This is a genomic window from Sphingomonas sp. Leaf30, from assembly GCF_001422525.1.
In the GTDB taxonomy this organism is placed as follows: domain Bacteria; phylum Pseudomonadota; class Alphaproteobacteria; order Sphingomonadales; family Sphingomonadaceae; genus Sphingomonas; species Sphingomonas aerolata.
Genome location: NZ_LMKZ01000022.1, coordinates 1,718 through 20,210, shown reverse-complemented (window position 1 = coordinate 20,210; position 18,493 = coordinate 1,718). Strand labels below are relative to the sequence as shown.

Here is an 18,493-nt window from a genome sequence, read left to right as displayed (position 1 = left end):
GTGCCCGCCGCCCGGCGGGCGCCACCCCGCCGGCCCTGCCGGTATTAAGTCACGAGGATCATCACCATGGGTTCACAGACCGCCGCAGGCTCGTCGCTTGCGATCTCCGTTACGTCGCCGGCGACTGCCGACGCCACTGGCTACGCCGCTCTGACCTTCACCGATGTTGGCCAGGTCGAGAAGCTCGGCTCGATCGGCGCCAGTTTCGCCAAGGTCGAATTCCAGCCGCTCAAGGGTGCAAAGCAGAAGTTCAAGGGCTCGGCCGACTACGGCGCGCTGCAGCCGTCGATGGCGCTCGACAGCTCCGACGCCGGCCAGGCAATCATGCAGACGTCGGCCGATGACGAGAGCCAGAAGCTCTATTCCTTCCGCGTGACCTATCCTGACGGTGCCAAGCGCTACTTCGGTGGCCGTAACTTCGGCATGCCGGAGACCGCCGACGGCGCCGACAGCATGCTGACGGGCGCTCCCACGATCGAGATCTGCACCAAGATCGTCAAGGTCGCTGCGCCGACCACCTGACCCCTCCCCTACCCGGCGCCCGCGACGCCGGTCCTTATGCGCCAGCTCGGCCCGTCGTCGCGGGTCGCGAGCCGAGCTGGTCGCACCATCCTCCCGCGAAGGACTATCCCATGACCAAGCTGCTCAACATCGCCTCGCTCGCCGTCGCCGCCACTGCTGCCCTGCACGTCAAGGGCCCCACCGGCGAGCCGCTCTACGCCGACGAGGCTGGCAAGCTCGCCGTCCGCATCCATCTCCACGGCCCTGGCAGCCGCGCTTATGGCGCTGTCGAATCACGCCAGTCCGCACGCGCGCTGAAGCGCATGCAGGACAACGATGGCAAGATCACCGCAGCGACCCAGGAAGAGCGCATCGCCGAGACGGCCGAAGACCTCGCCGCGATCACCGTGTCGTTCGAGAACTTCGACTATCAGCCCGAAGGAGCCGGCCTCACCGGGCAGGACATGTTCCGCGCCGCATACGCCGATCAGGGCATTGGCTACATCACCCGCCAGGTCACGAAGTTTGTCGCCGACTGGGGAAACTTCAAGGCCGCCTCGAAAGCGGCCTGACCCTTTATATCCGGATGATGGCGTGGCTTCAGGCCACGCCAAAGCCGGACCCTCGATCACGGCGAGCCAAGTTCGTGGAAGAGTCGCCGGCTCCTCTGCTCAGCCGGATCGAGAAGATGAAGCGCGACAAGATCGTGCCGCCTATGCCGTTCAATCCCGCGCCGCATATCACGGACCGGCTGATCGAGATGGGCCTGACCCAGGCGGCCGGCATGGGTGCTGTTCCGCTATCATGGCTTGAAATCAACGCATGGTGCGAACGCACTGCCGTTGACCTTGAGCCATGGGAGGGGCGGCTGATCCGCCGCCTTTCCGCTGCCTACCTCGCCGAAAGCCGCAAGGCTGAAGTTGAAACCTGCCCGCCCCCGTGGCGCGCAGGGGTGACTGCGCGCGAGCGCGAAATCGAAGAAACCAAGCTCCGCGACGTGCTGGGCTGATCAAACAGGGAGGATGACGCATGTCCATAGACGATTCCTCCCCGAGGCTTGAAGTCGGCTTTGTCATCGACACCGGCGACTCCTTCGGTGGTCTGATGCAGTTGCAGGCGGCGATGGACTCAACCGAGGCCAAGGTGCTCGCCGATGCTACCCGAATCGAGCGCGCAACCCGGGGTATGGTCGACGTCTCGGCCGCGACGTCGAATGTCGTCGCGTTCGGCAATGCGACGTCACGTGAGATGCAGACAGCCCGGCAGGCGATCGCGACTGCCGAGAAGGCAGGCGAGCGGCTGGTGGCGCAGCTGGAACGCCAAAACAGCGTGTTCGGCAAGACCCGTGAGGAAGTCCGCAGCGCGAAGGCCGAGTTCGCCGCGCTGGCAGCCGAGCAGCAGGGTCTGACCGAGCTTGCCGGGCGGATCCGCAGCGAAGAGCTGGCCTTGGTCACCGCCACCAATCAGGCCGCGGCCGCGGCAACTGCCGAGGCGGCAGCCCTGCGGCAGGCGGCCTATGCACACCAGATGTTCGAGGCCCGCGTGAAAGCCGGCGTCGTAGCGCTGCGCGAGGAAGAGGCGGCAAGCCTAGCCGCGGCTGCGGCGCTCGATGCGCAGGCCCGTCGTGAGGCCGCGCTCGCTAGCGCAATGTTCGAGGCGCGCGCCAAGCAGGGCATGCGCGACTATGGCGTCCAGCAAACTGCTGACGAGTCTGCAAAGCGCGAAGCCAATGCTGCCGCCATGCGCCTTGAGGAGCTGGCGGCCGAGCAGCTGGCGCGCGAGCATGCCGCGTTGGCGTCGACCGTGCGCGCGTCGCATGATGCCCAGGTTGCCGATGCGGCCGCGGCCGAGCAGCTGCGCATGGCGACCGATCCCCTGTATGTGTCGACGAAGAAACTGAACGACCAGATCGCAGAGTCGACCCGCCTCTATCACGCCGGTGCGACCGCGCCCGCGGAATATGCACGCCAGCAGGAGGTGCTGACCGGCCGCCTGCGGCAGAGCGCGCAGGCGCAGGACGATATGGATCGTGTCGCCAAGAAGGGTAAAGGCACACTCACGCAGCTGTCGTTCCAGCTGAACGACGTCGCGACGATGGCGGCGATGGGCGCGGCGCCTTTCCAGATCTTCGCCAGCCAAGCAGGCCAAATTTTTCAGGTCGCGCAGATGGCTGAAGGCGGCGTGAAGGGCTTCGCAGCCGAGATGGGCGGCCTTGCCGTCGCGTTCCTCCCCGCGATCGCGGTTGCGTCCGTCGCTGGCGTCGCGCTCTACCGGTGGAAGGAGCAGATCAACGAAGACGCGGGCATGAAGAAATTCGCCGAGGGTCTCGGGCTGACGTCCAAGGAAATGAAGAAGCTCGGTGATCAGTCGATCACGACCGGCGACATGGTTGCCGGCGTCTGGAAGACGATCACCGACGGGCTCAACCTGGGCGGGTCGGGCAAGTCGCTGATGGACTATCTGTTCTCGCCGAACGACGCGCAGCAGGTGCAGGGCTTCCTCGCCTCGATCTATGCCACGTTCACCGGCACCTATGCCGCGATCGTCGAGCTATGGAGCAGCATCTCGACCTCGGTGTCGGCCTACGTCTCGGCCGCAGCCACGGCCGTCGCGCAGTTCTTCGCCCCCGTCGTCGCCGCGGCCCAATGGGCCGGCAATGGCATCGCCCAGATTTTCAACGCCATCTACAACCGCGTTGCCGGCTGGCTGAAGTCGATCGGCAGTGCGATCAGCGACTTTGCCGGCCCGATCCTGAAGGCCATGGGCCAGAGCGATGCCGCAACGGCCGTGACCAGCGCCGGCAGCAGCCTCGGCAAGGCGTTCGGCAAGGGCTACGCGCGGGGCGCCGGGCAGGTCGTCAACGGAACGAACGCGTTCTTCGCCACCGCTGCCGAGAACATCATCAGCAAGTCGCAGGAGCGCCTGCTGAAGAAGGCGAACGAGATCAAGGCCAACCGCACGCCGAAGAAGACGCCCGTCGACAGTCACGCGGCGTCGCTTGTGCGCGATTCGGAGGCGATCGAGGCGCAGATCCGCAACCTGTACAAACTCGCCGATGCCTATGGCGTCTCCGGAGCCGCGGCGCTGATCGCCGAGGCCCGCGTGAAGGCCGAGAGCAAGGCGATCAAGCAGCGCGCCGACATCGAGGCGTCGGTCGACCGTCAGGTGCGTCTTGCTATCGCGCAGCGCGTGTCGGACGTTGCCAAGTCGACGGCGACCGCACGTGACCAGGCCGCGGCGCAGATGCTGGTCAATGCGCAGGTCGCAGCCGGCCTAGTGCCTGCCATGCGGGCGGCCGAACTGGTCAAGGATCAGATCGCGGATCTGCCGTTGCTCGCCGCGATCGAGGCGGCCCGCACGCGCGGCCTGACGACCGAGGCCGAGCGCGCGACCAAGGCGCTGGCCGACCAGCGCGCCGCGCGTGCGGATCTCACCACGGCCGAACGCAGCGCGCAGTTCAATACCGACATGGCATCCGGCAACGACCGGCTCGCCCAAATGCGCGAGGAGCTTCGACTGGTCGGCGCAACCGACATGGAGCGAGTGCGTGCGCTCGCCACGCTGAAGGCTACGCAGGAAGCGCAGAAGTACAATCCCGGCGATCGCGCGGCCTATATCGAGCAGCAGGTCGCGATCGCGGTCGGCGCGCAGCAGGTGGTCGAAGCGCAGGCGGCGCTCAATGCCGAGCTGCGCGCCACGGCAGATCTGTTCGACACGATCGACCAGACCGCGCAGCGCGCTGCGCAGGGCATGGCCGATGCGTTCGGTAAGGCCGGCTCGGCGATCGGCGATGCGCTGACCGTGATGACCGGCTATTATGCCGATCAGGCCAAGCTTCAGGAAGCGCACACGGCCGCGATCGATGCGGCGGGCGACGATCAGAAGAAGATCGACCGCGAGAACCGACTGTCCTCGCTGCGGTCGTCGTCGCAGCAGATCAGCGCGTTCGGCGATATGACCGCAGCCGCCAAGAGGTTCTTTAAGGAAGGGTCGACCGGCTATCAGGCGTTGGCGACGGCCGAGAAGGCATTCCGCCTCGTCCAGTTAGCCATGTCGGTCCGCGCGATCGCGCAGGATGCGATCGAGACCGGCAGCAAGATCGCCAACAGCGTCGCGCGTATCGCGGTCGGGGCGACCGAGGCGGTGGTCAACGCCATCAAGAGCCTCCCCTTCCCGCTCAACATCGCCGCGGGCGCCGCGACGGTCGCCGCGCTGGCGGGGATCGGCGTGTCGGTCGCGGGTTCGTTCGGATCGTCGAAGAGCGACCTCGCGCCTACCAACACCGGCACCGGGACCGTCCTTGGTGATTCGTCGGCGAAGAGTGAGAGCATCCGGAACGCGATCGATGCCCTGAAGGACGTCGACACTGTGATGCTGTCCTATTCGCGCGACATGGCCGCGTCGCTGAAGTCGATCGACAGTCAGATCGGAGGCGTTGCAGCGCTCGTCGTCCGCGCCGGCAACATCGACGCCAGTGCCGGGGTCAACACCGGGTTCAAGAGCAACGCCACGGCAACGATGGCAGGCATCGGCATGGCGATCGGCGGCCCGATCGGTGCGGGCATCGGCGCGGTGCTGACCAAGATCCCGGTCATCGGCAGCCTCTTGAGCGGCCTGTTCGGCACGAAGACCTCGGTCATCGGCAACGGCCTGTCGGGCGGTCCGCAGTCGGTGGGCAGCATCCTGAACAGCGGCTTCGACGCGTCCTATTATTCGGACGTGAAGAAGAAGTCGTCGTTCCTCGGGATCTCGACCGGCACGAAATATTCGACGCAGTACGGCGCGGCGGATGCCGGTCTGGAAAATCAGTTCACGCTGATCCTGCGGCAGTTCAACGATGCGATCGTGGCGTCGGCCGGGCCGCTGGGCGCGGCGACCGGCGATATCCAGAACCGCCTAAACCGCTTCGTCGTCAACATCGGCAAGATCGACCTGAAGGATCTGACCGGCGAGCAGATCCAGGAGAAGCTGACCGCGATCTTCGGCGCCGCGGCCGATGGCATGGCGGCAGCGGCCTTCCCGGCCGTCGCGCAGTTCCAGAAGGTCGGTGAAGGCACTTTTGAAACGCTTGTGCGTGTCGCGTCAACGGTCGAGGCGGTCGGCGCGTCGCTCGACCTACTCGGTACCAGCGCGCAGGCGATGGGCATCGCGGCAAAGCTCGGCCTCGCCGACCAGTTCGACAGCGTGTCCGCTCTGACCTCGGCAGCCGATGCCTATTTCGGGTCCTTCTACACCAAGGAAGAGCAGGCAACCGCGAAGACGGCGCAGTTCGCCGGCGTCTTCAGCAGCCTCGGCATGGCAATGCCCGAAACGCTGGCGGGTTTCCGCCAGCTTGTGGAGGCGCAGGATCTGACGAGCGCCGCGGGTCAGGCGACCTATGCGACGCTGCTGCAACTCGCCCCGGCCTTCGCCGATCTTCAGGCGTCCATGGAGGGTGCCAAGAGCGCGGCGGACATCGCGAGCGAGCGGCAGGATCTTCAGCGCCAACTGCTCGAACTGCGCGGCGACACTTCCGCTCTTCGCGCGCTCGACCTTGCAAAGCTGGATGCGAGCAATCGCGGCTTACAGCAGGAGATTTATGCCGTGCAGGACGCCCAGGCCGCAGCGTCGGCCGCCAAGACGCTGGCGGACGCATGGACGTCGGTCGGTGATAGCATCATGGATAAGGTAAATCGCATCCGCGGCGTCACCGACGCTGCTGGCGGCAACGGCTTTGCGGCGTTGCAGGGGCAGTTTAACGCGGCCAACACCGCCGCGCGTGGCGGTGATCAAGATGCAGCGAAGACCCTGCCGGCGCTCAGTCAGGCGCTGCTGACGGCTGCGGCCGAGCAGGCGACCAGCCGGCAGGAACTGGAACGCGTGCGGGCCATGACCGCCGCCAGCCTCGAGGCGACCTATGGCGTGATCAGCGCACTCGGCAACGGCACCACCACGCCGACCACCGAGCAGATGACCAGCCGGCAGGAACTCGACCGCGTGCAGGCGATGAATGATGCCAGCCGGCAGGCCGCCTATGGCGTCGTCAGCGCGCTGGCGGCCGGCACCGCCGCGTCGGGCCGCGCCGCCACGCCGATCGATACGATGATCACGGCTGCCAACGTCGCAACCGGCAAGGCGCCCGCTCCGGCCAACGACGATATGATCGTCAGCGCCATCGAAGCCTTGCAGGAAGAGGTCGCCGGCCTGCGCCGCGAGAATAGTTCGGCGCAGTCTGAGATCGCCCGCCATGCCAAGGGGATCGATCGCAAGCTCGACGATGTCACGGCCGATCATAACGGCATGGCGTTCAGCGTCAGCGGTGCGAGCGCCGCCTGATGAAGGTCGTCACCGCCGCAGGCGCAATCGAGCTTGGAACCGTCGAGACGGCGCCGACGATCGGTGTCGTCGACTACAGTCGACGGGTCACCGACGAATTCGGGGTCACCACGGTCGTGAAGCGCGGTTTCGCGCGTCGCATGACGGTGCGTCTCGCCGTACCATTCGATGACGTCGACACGATCCAGCGCCAGCTGGCTGAGCTTCGCGCCACATCGGCGACGTGGATCGCCGACGAGCGCTTCGGCAGCCTCACGGTCCGCGGGTTCTACAAAGAGTTTGAGGTCGACCATTCGACCGCGCCGCTCAGCTATTGCACGCTGACGGTCGAGGGGCTGACCGGCGAGGAGGCGTTTACAGACGACGGCTCGGATCCGGCCCCGGCCGGGCAGGCGTCCACCCTTCAGCTTCTACAGCCGATCGCGATCACAGAGGCCGTCCTGACGTCGAGTAGCGTCGCCGAGGATGACGCGATTGAGTGGACCGCGGCCGGCGGCTACGCCTTGGGGCAGCGCGTCATTCGGCGCTCGACGCATCGCGTATGGGAAAGCCTGATTGATCGGAACGTCGGTCATGATCCGGCGACCACGACGGGGGCATGGCTCGACGTCGGACCGACGAACCGCTGGGCCATGTTCGACCAGGCGCTTGGATCCGTTACCACCGACGAGGCGCCAATCGCGGTCACGCTGCGACCCGGTCTCGCGGCATCCGGGCTGGCGATCCTTGATTGTAACGCCGCGGCTGTCCGCGTTCAGGCCCCCGGATATGACCGCACCGTTGCGCCGACGGGCGGCTCCGGCGGTGCGTTGTTCCTGGATCTCTCGCTAGCGGCCGGCGCCAGCATCACGGTGACACTGACACCTTTCGGCAAAGCCGCAACGCGTGTCGTCTGGGATGATGGTTTCGCCTGGGACGACTCGGTCTCGTGGCAGGACACGGTCGCAGGCACTGCCACGGCCGAACTGCCAAGCTGGGCTGATGCCGAGGGCGTGAGCGACCTTACGAACTGGCAGGACAGCCGCGGTGGCGATGGCACCGTATTTGTCGGCACCATGCTGCTCGGCATTTTGCGGCCGCTCGGCATCACCGAGGGCTCGGCGACGTCGGGCATTACCGACTATAGCCGGCGCGAGACGGACGAGTTCGGCGAGACGATGATCGTCCCGCGCGCATGGGCGAAGCGGATGGCGGGCAAGGCGCTCATCCGGACCGATGCGGTCGACCAGGTCGTCGGACGGATTGCAGCCGTCCGCGCAGTGCCGTCGCTGTGGCTCGGCGACGCCGGTGTCGACAGCCTTATCGTTTACGGCTTCTTCAAGGACTTCAGCGTCGAGGTCGGGGAGACGCTCAGCAAGCTGACGCTGTCGATCGAGGGCTTCAGCGAAGCGAAGACCCCGGCGCCGCTGACGATCCCCTGGGAGAATGTCAGCGGCACGAAGCCGACCGAGAACGCCGACAACACCGGCGAGAACACCTCGAAAGACACCGGCGCCGTTGCTGGGGTGCCGGCGACGCAGGTCATTGCAGATGCGGCCTCGGTGAAGCAGCGATCGGATATCCTCGAGAACATCACGATCCCCGCGATCAACAGCGCGGTGGCGGCGGCCAATGCCCTGATCAAGGCAGCCGGGGCAAAGGCAGATGCGGCGCTGGCCGACCTCAATGCCAAGCTGCTTTCCTCCGGGATCGCTCTTGATGGGTCCCTGGCCAGTTCGGATAGCAAACTGGGAGCGGCGCGGGTCGCGGCCGAGCTGGCGGTCAGTCGGGCAAATACCCGCATCGATGCCGCGATGACCGACCTCAACGCCGAGGCGAACCGGGCGCAGGGCAAGGACGAGCTGCTCGAACGCCGCATCGACAGCCTGATCGTCGTCACCAACAAGAACGACGGTGAGGTGCGCGCGCTAATCGAGACGGAACGGCTGGTCCGCACCGACAACGTTCGCGCGATCGCGCAGCGGATCGACAGCGTCGTCACCGATTACACCAGCCGGGACAGCGTCACCAACACGCGGATCACGACCACGATCACCGCCCTGTCCGCTGCCGACAGGGCGTTGGGCGAGCGGATCGACACCGTCACGACCGAGTTCCAGAGCGCCGATGCGGCGACCAGCACGCGGATCACAGATTCGGTTGCCGCTTTGTCCGCTGCTGACGAGGCGATCGGCAGGCGCGTCGACTCCATCGTAGCCGACGTCACCACCAAGGATGCCGCTACCCAGGCCGCGATCAGCCGGGTCGAATTGGCCTCGTCGACCCGCGACACCGCCCTTGGGCAGCGCATCGACAGCGTGGAGACGGATTATAAGAGCCGGGACAGCGCCACCAACACTCGCATCACGACCCAGGTCACGGCCCTTTCGGCTGCGAACGCGGCGCTAGGCGAGCGCATCGACACCGTCACCACCGACTTCAAGGCGGCCGACTCCGCAACCAGCACGCGGATCACGCAATCCGTCACCGCCTTGTCCAATGCCGACACCGCGCTCGGTCAGCGGATCGACACGGTCACCACGGATTACAGGGCAGCTAACGCGGCCACCGGCACGCGCATCACCACCGCGGTTGCGGCGCTCAGCGATGCCGACACCGCGCTCGGGCAGCGGGTCGACACGATCACTACCGACTATATCGGCCGCGACAGCCGAACGAACGCGCGAGTTGATCAAACAGTAAGCGCGATGAGTGAGGCCGATCGCGCCCTTGGCAGCCGCATAGACACTGTCGCGGCAAGCTTTGGAACAGCCCTGACCGCCAAGGCGCAGGAGATCACAACCGCCTTCACCAGTGCTGATACTGCGCTCGCCAATAGAACGGAGGTGCTCGAAGCATCCAGCCGCGCAACGGATACGGCGATCCCGGCCCTAACCGCGAGGATCAAATCAACCGAAGACACTTTGGTTGATCTGCCGAATCGCTATGCGGCCTCCTCACTGGTGCAAACACTCGATGCGCAAATGAGGGGCGCTGAACCGAGCGGCATCAGTACCTCACTTATTGCTCGGATTGAGGATCGCGCTACCGCGATCGCGGACGCTATGACAGGCGCCGTTGCGCAAACCGTCCAGACGTTGCGCTCCGAGTATAACGGCACCGTTGCAACGGTATCACAGCAGGCGGGAACGATAGTCGATCTCGCTGGCAAGGCGACCGCCTATGTCCGCCTGCTAGCCGATGGCGGCAACGGCGTCGCACGGCTCAGCCTTTGGTCGGATCACTTCGGCGGCGCTTGGGAGCTAATCGGTAACGGCAGAATCGGCGGAGATCTCGTCGTGGATGGCACGATCACCTCGATGAAGATGGGTGCCTCATCGGTTCAACAGGCCATGTTTATGACGCTGCCGGGCAGCATGGCGATCCCCTATGGATGAGGAAGCGGCATGGCGATTCCGTATCCAGTATACGAAGATGATCCCAGCACTGGCGGCGGCGGAACCGGCAGCGGCGGAACCGGCGGCGGTGGCTACGTGATCGGCACAACCATATTTCAGGCCACCTTCAACAAGGCCGAGGCAAGCAGCGCGTTGCGCATCCTCGCCTATGCCAGCCTGCAAAGCCCCGACGATCTCCAGTTCGCCGGATACATCACCATCGACGGCACCCTCTACCAAACCGGCACCGTGAATATCGTGTTGGATCTTCAGCGCTCGTCCGGCGCGATGCCGATAACCCTGCCTGCTTTCGTCACCGGCTTGGCGGCAGGCAATCACACCATCATCTTTTCGATCCGCAACCTTGAACCAGACGGTGCCCTGACCGTGCTCGCGGGCTCGACGATGGAAATCACCGAACTGAAACGCGCAGCCGTCTGAAGGGACAGGTCATGGAATATTGGATCGTTTACGACCTCGCATCTGGCGCCGAGCGCTGGCGCGGGAGCGGCGGCGCGGGTGCTGCAGCGGCGCAGGTATTGCCCGAGGGCCTTGGGATTGTGCTGGTCCCCTCGCAGGCCCTCGAAGGCGAAGCGCTCGATCTGGACGTGCTGCGCAATACTGCGGCCGCCAGCATCGATGCCCAGGCCGAGGTGATCCGGCAGAGCATCCTGACGCCCGGCGCGGGTCAAGCCATGACGTACCAGCGCAAGGAAGCCGAAGCGCGCGCATGGTCACTCAATAACGACACCGCCACGCCGTTTCTTTCTGCGGAGGCCGGCGCGCGTGAGATGTCGATTGCCGACCTCGCGGCCGAGATCATCCAGCTGGCCGACGCGTGGGTGGCAATCGGTGCTGCGATCGAGGGGCTGCGCATGGGCGCCAAGGCCGCGGTCAGCCGCGCGGCGAACCTTGGCGCCATCGTCGCTGCCGGCAAGGTCGACTGGTCTGTCCTCAATGGCTGAGCGCTTCTGGCTCGGGCTGCGCCAGCTGCTCGTCGCGGTTGACCAGCTCGCCTACATCCTGATTGCCGTGCCGATCTATGTCGTCGCGGGCGGGCCAACCCCATCGGCTGACGAGACGATCTCCAGCCGCGTTGGCCGCGCGGCGATCAAGGGGCATCGCTGGGGGCTGATGCTCGAAGCGATCATCGACCGGCTCTTCATTCTGCTCGGTGCGGAGCCGGAGCACTGCCGGCGCAACGTCGAAACTGCCTTCCTGGGCTGCGCGCCCAAACCCTGAGGGATCCTATCATGAGTAACAGTAGCTTCGCGGCTCAGGCGGTCGCGAAAGGGCCGATGACGCTCGCCCCTCCTTCGTTCAACGGCCACGGTTGGCTCGTCGTGCTGAACCTTGCGGGCTTCACGGCCGGCTTCGTTATCGCCCTGATGCTTGCGATCAAGATGGCGCGAGACATCTGGCGGAACCGCCGGCACGACAAGCTCCATCACCCGGTAACCGTGTGGCGTGCGTTCGGTGGAGCGGTGAGCTTTGCCATGGCGGTCCGGTTCGGTCCGGCCGCCATGGTGCTCTGGGGCTGGGATCCGGAAAAGGCGGCGTCCACCGCCTGGCTGTTGACGCTCCAGCGCATGACGGATCCGATCGCATTCACCATCGGGCTACTCGCGCTCGGATTGTTCGAGATCTCCGGCCGCGGCATGGCGGACCATCTCAAGCGCGAACCGCTTCCCCTGCGCATCTGGGCGCGACGGGATCAGCTGAAGCGCCCCGTCTGCATAACCCTCCTCAGCCTGATCGCCGCGATCGGCGTGGTGAGCACGCGCTAATGTGGCGGCTTATCGCGACCGCGGGGGCGGCATTACCGGTAGCGGCTGCGGCCATAGCGAAAGACAAGGCCGCAATCGTGACGGAAAGCACGCCTCAGATCTGGCATTTCCTCGGGTATCCCTTCGAAGCCGGCAGCATGATCGCCGGCATCTGCGCGTGCCTCGCGGTTCGTTTCTACGTCAGCCAAGAGGACCGGAAGGACCATCGCTGGAACGTCGATCTGCCCGTTTCGATGCTGACGCTGCTGTTCACCGCCGGCATCGTCATCCGGCTGCGTCCCGAACCCTTCTGGGCGCTCGCTTACGGCACGGGACTGGGATCCGCTGGCGTCTTGATCATCAGCGCATGTCTCGCGTGGGTAAAGCGCGGCAGCGACCTGTTCCAGCCACCCGGCAAACCAGAGGCCTAACGGCCCGCCCCCAGGGATCAGTCAAGGACGGGCCGGCCAACCGCTCTTCCGTAGCGTCTGGCGTATGCTCCAACGCAGCACTGCGCTCGTGATGTCAAGGTAACGGCCCGCCCAACCGGGAGGGGTTCGTGGCGGGCCGACCGGGACGCATTGGGGTACTCCCGGCGCGTCGAGAACGACCAAAGTCCCCGATAGCTTCACATCGAAGGAAATAATCATGACGACGGCATCAACGCCGGCGTGGCTTCGCCATGCTCGGTCGCTTCTTGGCACCCGTGAAATAGTCGGGCGGACGCACAACAACGCCCTGATCGCGTTCCTTAACTCGGCACGCAAATGGAACGGCGTGATCTGGAAAGACGACGAGATGCCGTGGTGTGGTGGCTTCGTCGCCGCATGCCTCGTCGCCGTCGGTGTGGAACCGGTCAAGATCGCAGCGCGCGCGAAGAGCTGGGCGTCCTGGGGCAGCCGACTGCGGCCTGAGCGGCTTGCTCCCGGTGCAGTCCTCGTCTTCGATCGCCCAGGCGGCGGGCATGTCGGCTTCTATGTTGGCGAAGACGAGTCCGCATATCATGTGCTCGGTGGAAATCAGGGCAACGCGGTCTCGGTCACACGCATTGCAAAGTCGCGTCTGACCGCATCGCGCTGGCCTGCCGGCGTGCCCGTTATCGGTGGCGCTGTGAAAATGGCGACGATCGCGGGCGTCCCCTCATCTTCGGACGAAGCATGACCTGGGCGGGGGGCCTCGCCCTCCTGCGGCGTTTCTGGTGGGCGGTACCGATGCTCGGTCTGCTCGCCGCGCTGCACTTCACTCGAGAGACGCTCGCTGATCGCACGGCAACTCTGAACGCCGAGCGAGCGGCGATGAGCGCCGATATGGCGAAGGCTGACCAGCTGCCCACCGACGCGGAAAAGCGGTTCGCCGTCCAGCAAACCACGGCGCTCGCGACCTTCGCCGATCGCCTCGCAAATCGTGAACCCATCATCCTTCGATCCACTGACACCGTGAGGACCTATGCGCAAACTGCTGCTGGCCGTGCTGCCTGCCTTCCTGCTGATCGCGTGCGCGGCATCGACGCGCTCGACGCTGAGCTATTCGCCGGTGATCCCCCCAGTGCCAGCCGAGGCGAAGAAGCCTTGCACGGCGACGCCGATGCGCCGGCAGCCGGACGGTAGCGCCAACAGCGCGGACACCGAGTGGTCGCTGCGCGATGCGCGCGCCGACCTCGCACTCTGTGACGCGCGCCGCGGCCTCGCTGTCGACGCCTGGCCGCGCTGACGCGTCGCCTCCCTGATGAGCTCCAAACCCGCTTTCCTAAATAGGAGTGTCCACGCATGGCCGTGCTGACGAATATCCCAAACAACACGTCCGCGCGTGACTGGCGTGACACGGTGAACTCGCTGCTCAAGCGGGTTGCCGCACTGGAGGCGGCGGGCGTCCCCGTAGAGACCCCCGCGCCTGCCTTCACGACGCAGCCTAGCATCAGTCCGACCAGCGGGACCGCTGGATCGACGGTGTACGCCGCTACGCCTGGCACCGTCAGCAACGGCTCTGTCGTGTCCCGCGCATGGCTGCTGAACGGCACCGCCATCAGCACTGGCGTGACCGCTGTGCCTGCGTCGGCCGGCACTCTTACCTATCAGGAAACGGCGTCCGGCCCGGGCGGTACGACGACGTCGACGGTTCAGGTGGCGGCAGTAACCGCGGCCACCGTCACCCCGACGCCGGCACCGTCCTTCACTTCGCAGCCGAGCATCAGCCCGAACACCGGCACCGCAGGCGCCACAACCTTCACGGCGACCGCGGGCAACGTCAGCAACGGCGCGGTTGCGTCGCGATCGTGGACGATCAACGGGACGGTCATCAGCACCGGCCTCACTGCCTCACCCGCGTCGTCCGGTACCTTGACCTACCAGGAGACCGCGACCGGACCGGGCGGCACCACGCAATCGACGGTGCAGCAGGTGACCGTTGCAACCGCCGCTGCCGCAGCGCCGGCCTTCACGTCGCAGCCGACGGTCAGCCCCTCGACTGGCACGGCGGGGACGACGACCTACACCGCGACGCCAGGTGCAGTGACCAACGGCACGATCACGTCCCGTGCCTGGTCGCTTAACGGCTCGGTGATCAGCACCGGGCTGACCGCCGCCCCTGCCTCAGCTGGCACGCTGACGTATCAGGAGTTTGCGACAGGCTCGGGCGGCAGTGCTTCGTCGTCGATTTTGACGCGCACTGTATCGGCCGCGACGCCAACCCTCACCCTGTCGCCAGCCTCTATCTCGATCGCATCGAACGCAGCCGCGGGCACCACGGTATCAAACATCACGAACGTCCCGGCCGGTGTCACGCCCACGGTGACGCCGAACGACGGCCGCCTGGTCATCGCTGGCGATGCATCGGCAGGCTGGAAGGTCGTGCGCGGCATGTCAGCGATTTCGACTGGAACGATCAATTACTCGGTCGCCGCGACTGGCGCCACCGGGGCAAGCGGTGTGCTGACGGTTGCGGCGGCGGGAGCGTCTAATCTTCGACAGATCGCCAACAATTGTCGCATCATGACGAACGCTGTAGCCGGTGCTGCTGCGTTCAACTCTGTGACTGCTCACACTGCTACCGATACCCAGCCGCCTACGATCGTTATCCCAAATTGGCGCTGGAACAGTAACGGGGGCGCGGACACCAATAGTGGTTTCGAGCAAACATATGAGGCGGCGCTCGAGTATCCTCTCGGCACCTTTACGCGCGTAACATTTGGCGGAGCCAGCGCGGGTACCATGACCGCAGCGATGGACCTGCTCGAGTCAGATCTGGCAAGCGTGACCGTACCTAAAGGCGCTTTCTACCGGTGGCGCGTCTACATGGTAACGACGACTGGCTACTATACCATCTCGAAGGATCCGGTTGGCGATCCCATCCCGGCGTCTGTCGCCTGCCTGGAGTACGGTGCTTCGGTAACCAACAAGGTGATGGGTGGAACGATAGCGCAGACGAACTCGGCTGTGGCCTGGTTTCCAGTTGCGATCGTTGGTGATTCGACCGTTCCCGCAGTGCTTGCTGTCGGTGACAGCATTTGCCGTGGTGCAAATGGCGCTTGGACCTCTGCCGGTAATCACGGTTACATTGAGGAAGCGATTGGCAACAAGTTCGGTGTCATCAACGTTGGTTCCTACGGAGACACCGCCTCTTCGTTCGCCAACGGTGCCAACTCCGAAAAACGCCGGGCGCTTCGAAAGTACACCTCTTTACCTCCTATCGTTGAGTACGGCTGCAACGACGTTAACGGCAGCACGTCGGCGTCGAGCATCATCAATAACCTCAACACCGTCGGTGCGTTTTTCAGCGACACCGGGTATTATCGGACCACGATTACTTCGCGTTCGTCTGGCGCATGGACGCTGGCAGACGGCAGCGATCAGACGGTCCCTACGAACTTCCTTCCCGGGGGGAAGTTCGACACGGTGCAGGCAGCGATTAAAGCCGTCCTGCCTAACTGCCTGGGTGTGTTCGACCCGGTCCCTGCTGTATTTGACACGACTACTAACAAGTGGTTGGCCGACGGCACGACGAACAAGAACGTGATCGATGGCGTGCATCCGTCGCCGGTCGCAGTTTCCGCTATGGCCGCTGCGATCTCGTCGGCAGTTCAGGCGATCGACGGTAGTGCCCCTGTCACCGATACCACGCCGAACGCATTTACCTTCACTGATGCAACGAACGCTGCGCCTTCTACGCTGACCGCGTCGAACGCGATCACGGTGTCCGGCATCAACGCGGCTTCGGCTATCAGTGTCAGCGGCGGCGAATATCAGATCAACGGCGGTTCCTGGGTCACCGCGGCGGGTACGGTTACAAACGGCCAGACGGTCAAGGTTCGCCTCACATCGTCCAGCGCTGCATCCACCACCTCGAACGTCACCCTGACCATTGGCGGCGTCTCGGATACGTTTAGCGTCACCACGGCAGCGGCAGCGGGCCAGACTGGTCTCCTGTCGCGCACCGCAACGTTGGCGGCGTGGGACGCGTCTGACCGCACGACCATGTTTCAGAGTGCGGATAGCAGCGTGCCGGTCACTGCGACCGCACAGCCGGTTGCGCGCATGAACGACAAGCGCGGTGTGAACAACTATCACCTCATTGCGCCCACCGATGCCCAGCGCCCTCTTTCGACAGGCGGCCTCACGTTTGATGGCGCTGACGACAGCCTGAACTTTGCTTTTGCGAGTACCGGCCCGGCGTTGGGCACGATGGTCTACATCGTGAAAACCACGGATACTGTTGGCTCAATTGGCAATAACACAAGTTCAACCACGGCTTTTCATGGCGCGTACAAAAGCGGGGACACGGGCGGAGCTAGCTTTGGCACCAATTCGTCTAGCGTCCGATACGCAAAGGATGGAGTTGCCCTTTCAAGCATAACTCGAAACACACTGTTCACTAATATTTGTGACGGTGTTGCGCATGTTCTGGAAGTCAACACAATCACCATGACCCAGTATCTGGGTATGGCGATTGCATATTCGCGTTACGATGCGACCTTCATGGCGAGCGGGGTAATTATCCCCGTCGCCCTACTCGACCAAAACGCATCCGATTACGCCGATGCTCTTACCGAGGCCCGCGCCTTCGCGCAGGCTATTATCGGTAGGCTGGGAATATAATGCCTTTGCGTGCTTTTCTTGCGCTTCCCTCAACCCTGGGAACCCAGCGTAAAGGCTCTCATTCTCGGCGACCAAGCCGGAAATCACATGCTCGAAAAGGCCCGAAACCGCTGCTTTCACAGCGGAAAGGTCGGTCGCCTGATCGACGGTTGTCTTGAGATGCTGAAGGTGTTCGATCGTCGCAAGCATCCTGTCGTTCCGCCTTATGTTGGGCACGGGTCGTCGTGCCAAACAGTTGAACAAGCAAGCTTAATTGCACCCGTTTTGACTTCGAGGTGGACAGCATGATCTACTATTTCGACATACCCCGGTTCGACACCGATCGCGACGGCATGACGACCCATTGAGCGGTTCCGCCGCAGCTAGGCAGGCGTCTCGTTTAGTGCGGCTTTCGCCAGCAGGGCGTCAATTCCGTCAAAGATCTTTATAACCTGACCGCGCAAATAGGGAATCGATATGATCCGGGTTAAGCTCGCTGCCGTCATCGCTCTGCTCGCCACCTCGGCGGCAGCCCAAACGGAAACCGCCGTCATCGGCGCAAACCGGCCCGTCGCTAGTATGACGACAGAACAGATAAACCTCGTAGCGCTGAGAGCTGCGCTCGATGCAGCTCAGGCGAAGGCGCAGGAGTCGATCAATGCGGGTGTCGCCTCTATCAAAAATGTAGAGGCAGCGAAGAAGGCTCTAGAAAAGCTGTTGCCGGCGGGAGTTCCGTCCGGGCTGGTCGTTACCGCGCCGGCGGCCGCGCTAGCCTCACCCCGGCCGGCCGTAATCAATCCTGCCCCACTCCCCGCTTCCGCCGCCATCGCTGAACAGGCCGTCAGCCTCGCATCATTCGCCTATGGCAAGCCGGCCAACGGCGTGGCGTGGTTCGGAGCCACGCTTGGCGACGGCAAGCACAACGGCAGTGGTTGGCCGAAGGTTTCGGACATGCGAAACATGGTCGACCTCGGCGTGAAGACGGTACGGCTCCCGATCCACCCGAGATACTGCCTGAACGCTGACGGCACGATCAACAAGTGGGTCGTCAAAACGCTTGCAACGGCCATCAAGTTTAACATCTCGCACGGCGTTTCCACCGTCCTCGACGCGCACACCTACCTGCCCTTTAGCGACCCGGCTGTCGCCAGCTTTTGGGCGATGTTTGCGCCAGCGCTGGACAAGGCAATCGATGGTCCGACCCCGCTCTTCGGCATTGAGCTGGCGAACGAGCCAGGGAAGGGTAGCAAAGACCTGACCGTATGGACGGAACCGCTGCGTAAGACGATCCGAGCTATCCGGGCGGCGGGCTATCGGGGCTATATCTTTGCGGGCGCCGGCGACTGGAACAACATGACGTTCCTGCCGCTCGCTCTGGTCGAGGTCGAGCGCACGGGCGGCGTCAAGGCAATGGATCCGTACAACCGCACGATCTACACAGGGCACGACTACTGGAACAAGGACG

Annotated in this window: 15 protein-coding genes; 14 read left to right on the top strand and 1 reads right to left on the bottom strand. The window is 64.5% G+C overall.

The features are described from left to right. Positions 1-66: 66 nt before the first annotated feature. The 4 genes from ASE89_RS19015 to ASE89_RS19000 all read left to right on the top strand — a co-directional run bounded on the left by ASE89_RS19015 (position 67) and on the right by ASE89_RS19000 (position 6,816). Positions 67-522, top strand: coding sequence for a hypothetical protein (locus tag ASE89_RS19015; RefSeq protein ID WP_037528050.1), 456 nt, complete (start codon positions 67-69; stop codon positions 520-522). Positions 523-632: 110 nt separating this feature from the next. After that, complete coding sequence (locus ASE89_RS19010) at positions 633-1,073, top strand: hypothetical protein (protein ID WP_056681156.1); 441 nt, start codon at positions 633-635, stop codon at positions 1,071-1,073. 116 nt (positions 1,074-1,189) lie between these two features. Further along, the gene (locus tag ASE89_RS19005; protein WP_056681326.1) at positions 1,190-1,510 is read left to right on the top strand and encodes a phage tail assembly chaperone; all 321 of its coding nucleotides are present in this window, start codon (positions 1,190-1,192) and stop codon (positions 1,508-1,510) included. 20 nt (positions 1,511-1,530) lie between these two features. Next, the gene (locus ASE89_RS19000; RefSeq protein WP_056681152.1) at positions 1,531-6,816 is read left to right on the top strand and encodes a hypothetical protein; all 5,286 of its coding nucleotides are present in this window, start codon (positions 1,531-1,533) and stop codon (positions 6,814-6,816) included. On the opposite strand, the gene ASE89_RS20935 is transcribed toward ASE89_RS19000, so the two are convergent. After that, a complete protein-coding gene (locus ASE89_RS20935; protein WP_168427737.1) occupies positions 6,771-7,109 on the bottom strand; it encodes a hypothetical protein in 339 nt (112 codons plus the stop codon). The genes ASE89_RS19000 and ASE89_RS20935 overlap by 46 nt on opposite strands. Positions 7,110-7,319: 210 nt before the next feature. Here ASE89_RS20935 and ASE89_RS18995 point away from each other — a divergent pair, with 210 nt between their 5' ends. The 10 genes from ASE89_RS18995 to ASE89_RS18940 all read left to right on the top strand — a co-directional run. Beyond that, positions 7,320-10,193 (top strand): hypothetical protein, encoded by a 2,874-nt coding sequence (locus tag ASE89_RS18995; protein WP_168427735.1) that lies wholly within the window; start codon positions 7,320-7,322, stop codon positions 10,191-10,193. A gap of 9 nt (positions 10,194-10,202) precedes the next feature. After that, entirely contained in the window at positions 10,203-10,634 is a 432-nt protein-coding gene (locus tag ASE89_RS18990; RefSeq protein WP_056681146.1) for a hypothetical protein, read from the top strand. A gap of 11 nt (positions 10,635-10,645) precedes the next feature. Further along, a complete protein-coding gene (locus ASE89_RS18985; RefSeq protein WP_056681143.1) occupies positions 10,646-11,158 on the top strand; it encodes a hypothetical protein in 513 nt (170 codons plus the stop codon). Continuing rightward, positions 11,151-11,435 carry a hypothetical protein gene (locus tag ASE89_RS18980; RefSeq protein ID WP_056681140.1) on the top strand — a complete coding sequence of 95 codons (285 nt, stop codon included), beginning with the start codon at positions 11,151-11,153 and terminating at the stop codon, positions 11,433-11,435. The genes ASE89_RS18985 and ASE89_RS18980 overlap by 8 nt, the downstream gene beginning before the upstream one ends. A gap of 56 nt (positions 11,436-11,491) precedes the next feature. Next, positions 11,492-11,980: a hypothetical protein gene (locus tag ASE89_RS18975; protein ID WP_236701884.1), complete on the top strand. Its 489-nt coding sequence runs from the start codon at positions 11,492-11,494 to the stop codon at positions 11,978-11,980. Continuing rightward, positions 11,980-12,390, top strand: coding sequence for a hypothetical protein (locus tag ASE89_RS18970; RefSeq protein ID WP_056681133.1), 411 nt, complete (start codon positions 11,980-11,982; stop codon positions 12,388-12,390). The genes ASE89_RS18975 and ASE89_RS18970 overlap by 1 nt, the downstream gene beginning before the upstream one ends. Positions 12,391-12,607: 217 nt before the next feature. After that, positions 12,608-13,120 carry a TIGR02594 family protein gene (locus ASE89_RS18965; RefSeq protein WP_056681130.1) on the top strand — a complete coding sequence of 171 codons (513 nt, stop codon included), beginning with the start codon at positions 12,608-12,610 and terminating at the stop codon, positions 13,118-13,120. A gap of 50 nt (positions 13,121-13,170) precedes the next feature. After that, positions 13,171-13,566, top strand: a complete 396-nt coding sequence (locus tag ASE89_RS20640) for a hypothetical protein (RefSeq protein ID WP_156363579.1) — start codon at positions 13,171-13,173, stop codon at positions 13,564-13,566. Between the two features lie 159 nt (positions 13,567-13,725). Beyond that, positions 13,726-17,049 carry a beta strand repeat-containing protein gene (locus tag ASE89_RS20635; protein ID WP_156363578.1) on the top strand — a complete coding sequence of 1,108 codons (3,324 nt, stop codon included), beginning with the start codon at positions 13,726-13,728 and terminating at the stop codon, positions 17,047-17,049. Between the two features lie 456 nt (positions 17,050-17,505). After that, the coding region (locus ASE89_RS18940; protein ID WP_156363591.1) for a cellulase family glycosylhydrolase at positions 17,506-18,493 on the top strand (988 nt) is incomplete at its 3' end.

Excerpts from the sequence above, each read along its gene's own strand:
- ASE89_RS20640 (WP_156363579.1), top strand. The coding sequence starts at position 13,171 with ATGCTCGGTCTGCTCGCCGCGCTGCACTTCACTCGAGAGACGCTCGCT.
- ASE89_RS19000 (WP_056681152.1), top strand. The coding sequence starts at position 1,531 with ATGTCCATAGACGATTCCTCCCCGAGGCTTGAAGTCGGCTTTGTCATC.
- ASE89_RS19010 (WP_056681156.1), top strand. The coding sequence starts at position 633 with ATGACCAAGCTGCTCAACATCGCCTCGCTCGCCGTCGCCGCCACTGCT.
- ASE89_RS19005 (WP_056681326.1), top strand. The coding sequence starts at position 1,190 with ATGAAGCGCGACAAGATCGTGCCGCCTATGCCGTTCAATCCCGCGCCG.
- ASE89_RS18970 (WP_056681133.1), top strand. The coding sequence starts at position 11,980 with ATGTGGCGGCTTATCGCGACCGCGGGGGCGGCATTACCGGTAGCGGCT.
- ASE89_RS18990 (WP_056681146.1), top strand. The coding sequence starts at position 10,203 with ATGGCGATTCCGTATCCAGTATACGAAGATGATCCCAGCACTGGCGGC.
- ASE89_RS20935 (WP_168427737.1), bottom strand. The coding sequence starts at position 7,109 with ATGGTCGACCTCAAACTCTTTGTAGAACCCGCGGACCGTGAGGCTGCC.
- ASE89_RS18985 (WP_056681143.1), top strand. The coding sequence starts at position 10,646 with ATGGAATATTGGATCGTTTACGACCTCGCATCTGGCGCCGAGCGCTGG.
- ASE89_RS18965 (WP_056681130.1), top strand. The coding sequence starts at position 12,608 with ATGACGACGGCATCAACGCCGGCGTGGCTTCGCCATGCTCGGTCGCTT.
- ASE89_RS18980 (WP_056681140.1), top strand. The coding sequence starts at position 11,151 with ATGGCTGAGCGCTTCTGGCTCGGGCTGCGCCAGCTGCTCGTCGCGGTT.
- ASE89_RS18975 (WP_236701884.1), top strand. The coding sequence starts at position 11,492 with ATGACGCTCGCCCCTCCTTCGTTCAACGGCCACGGTTGGCTCGTCGTG.
- ASE89_RS19015 (WP_037528050.1), top strand. The coding sequence starts at position 67 with ATGGGTTCACAGACCGCCGCAGGCTCGTCGCTTGCGATCTCCGTTACG.
- ASE89_RS20635 (WP_156363578.1), top strand. The coding sequence starts at position 13,726 with ATGGCCGTGCTGACGAATATCCCAAACAACACGTCCGCGCGTGACTGG.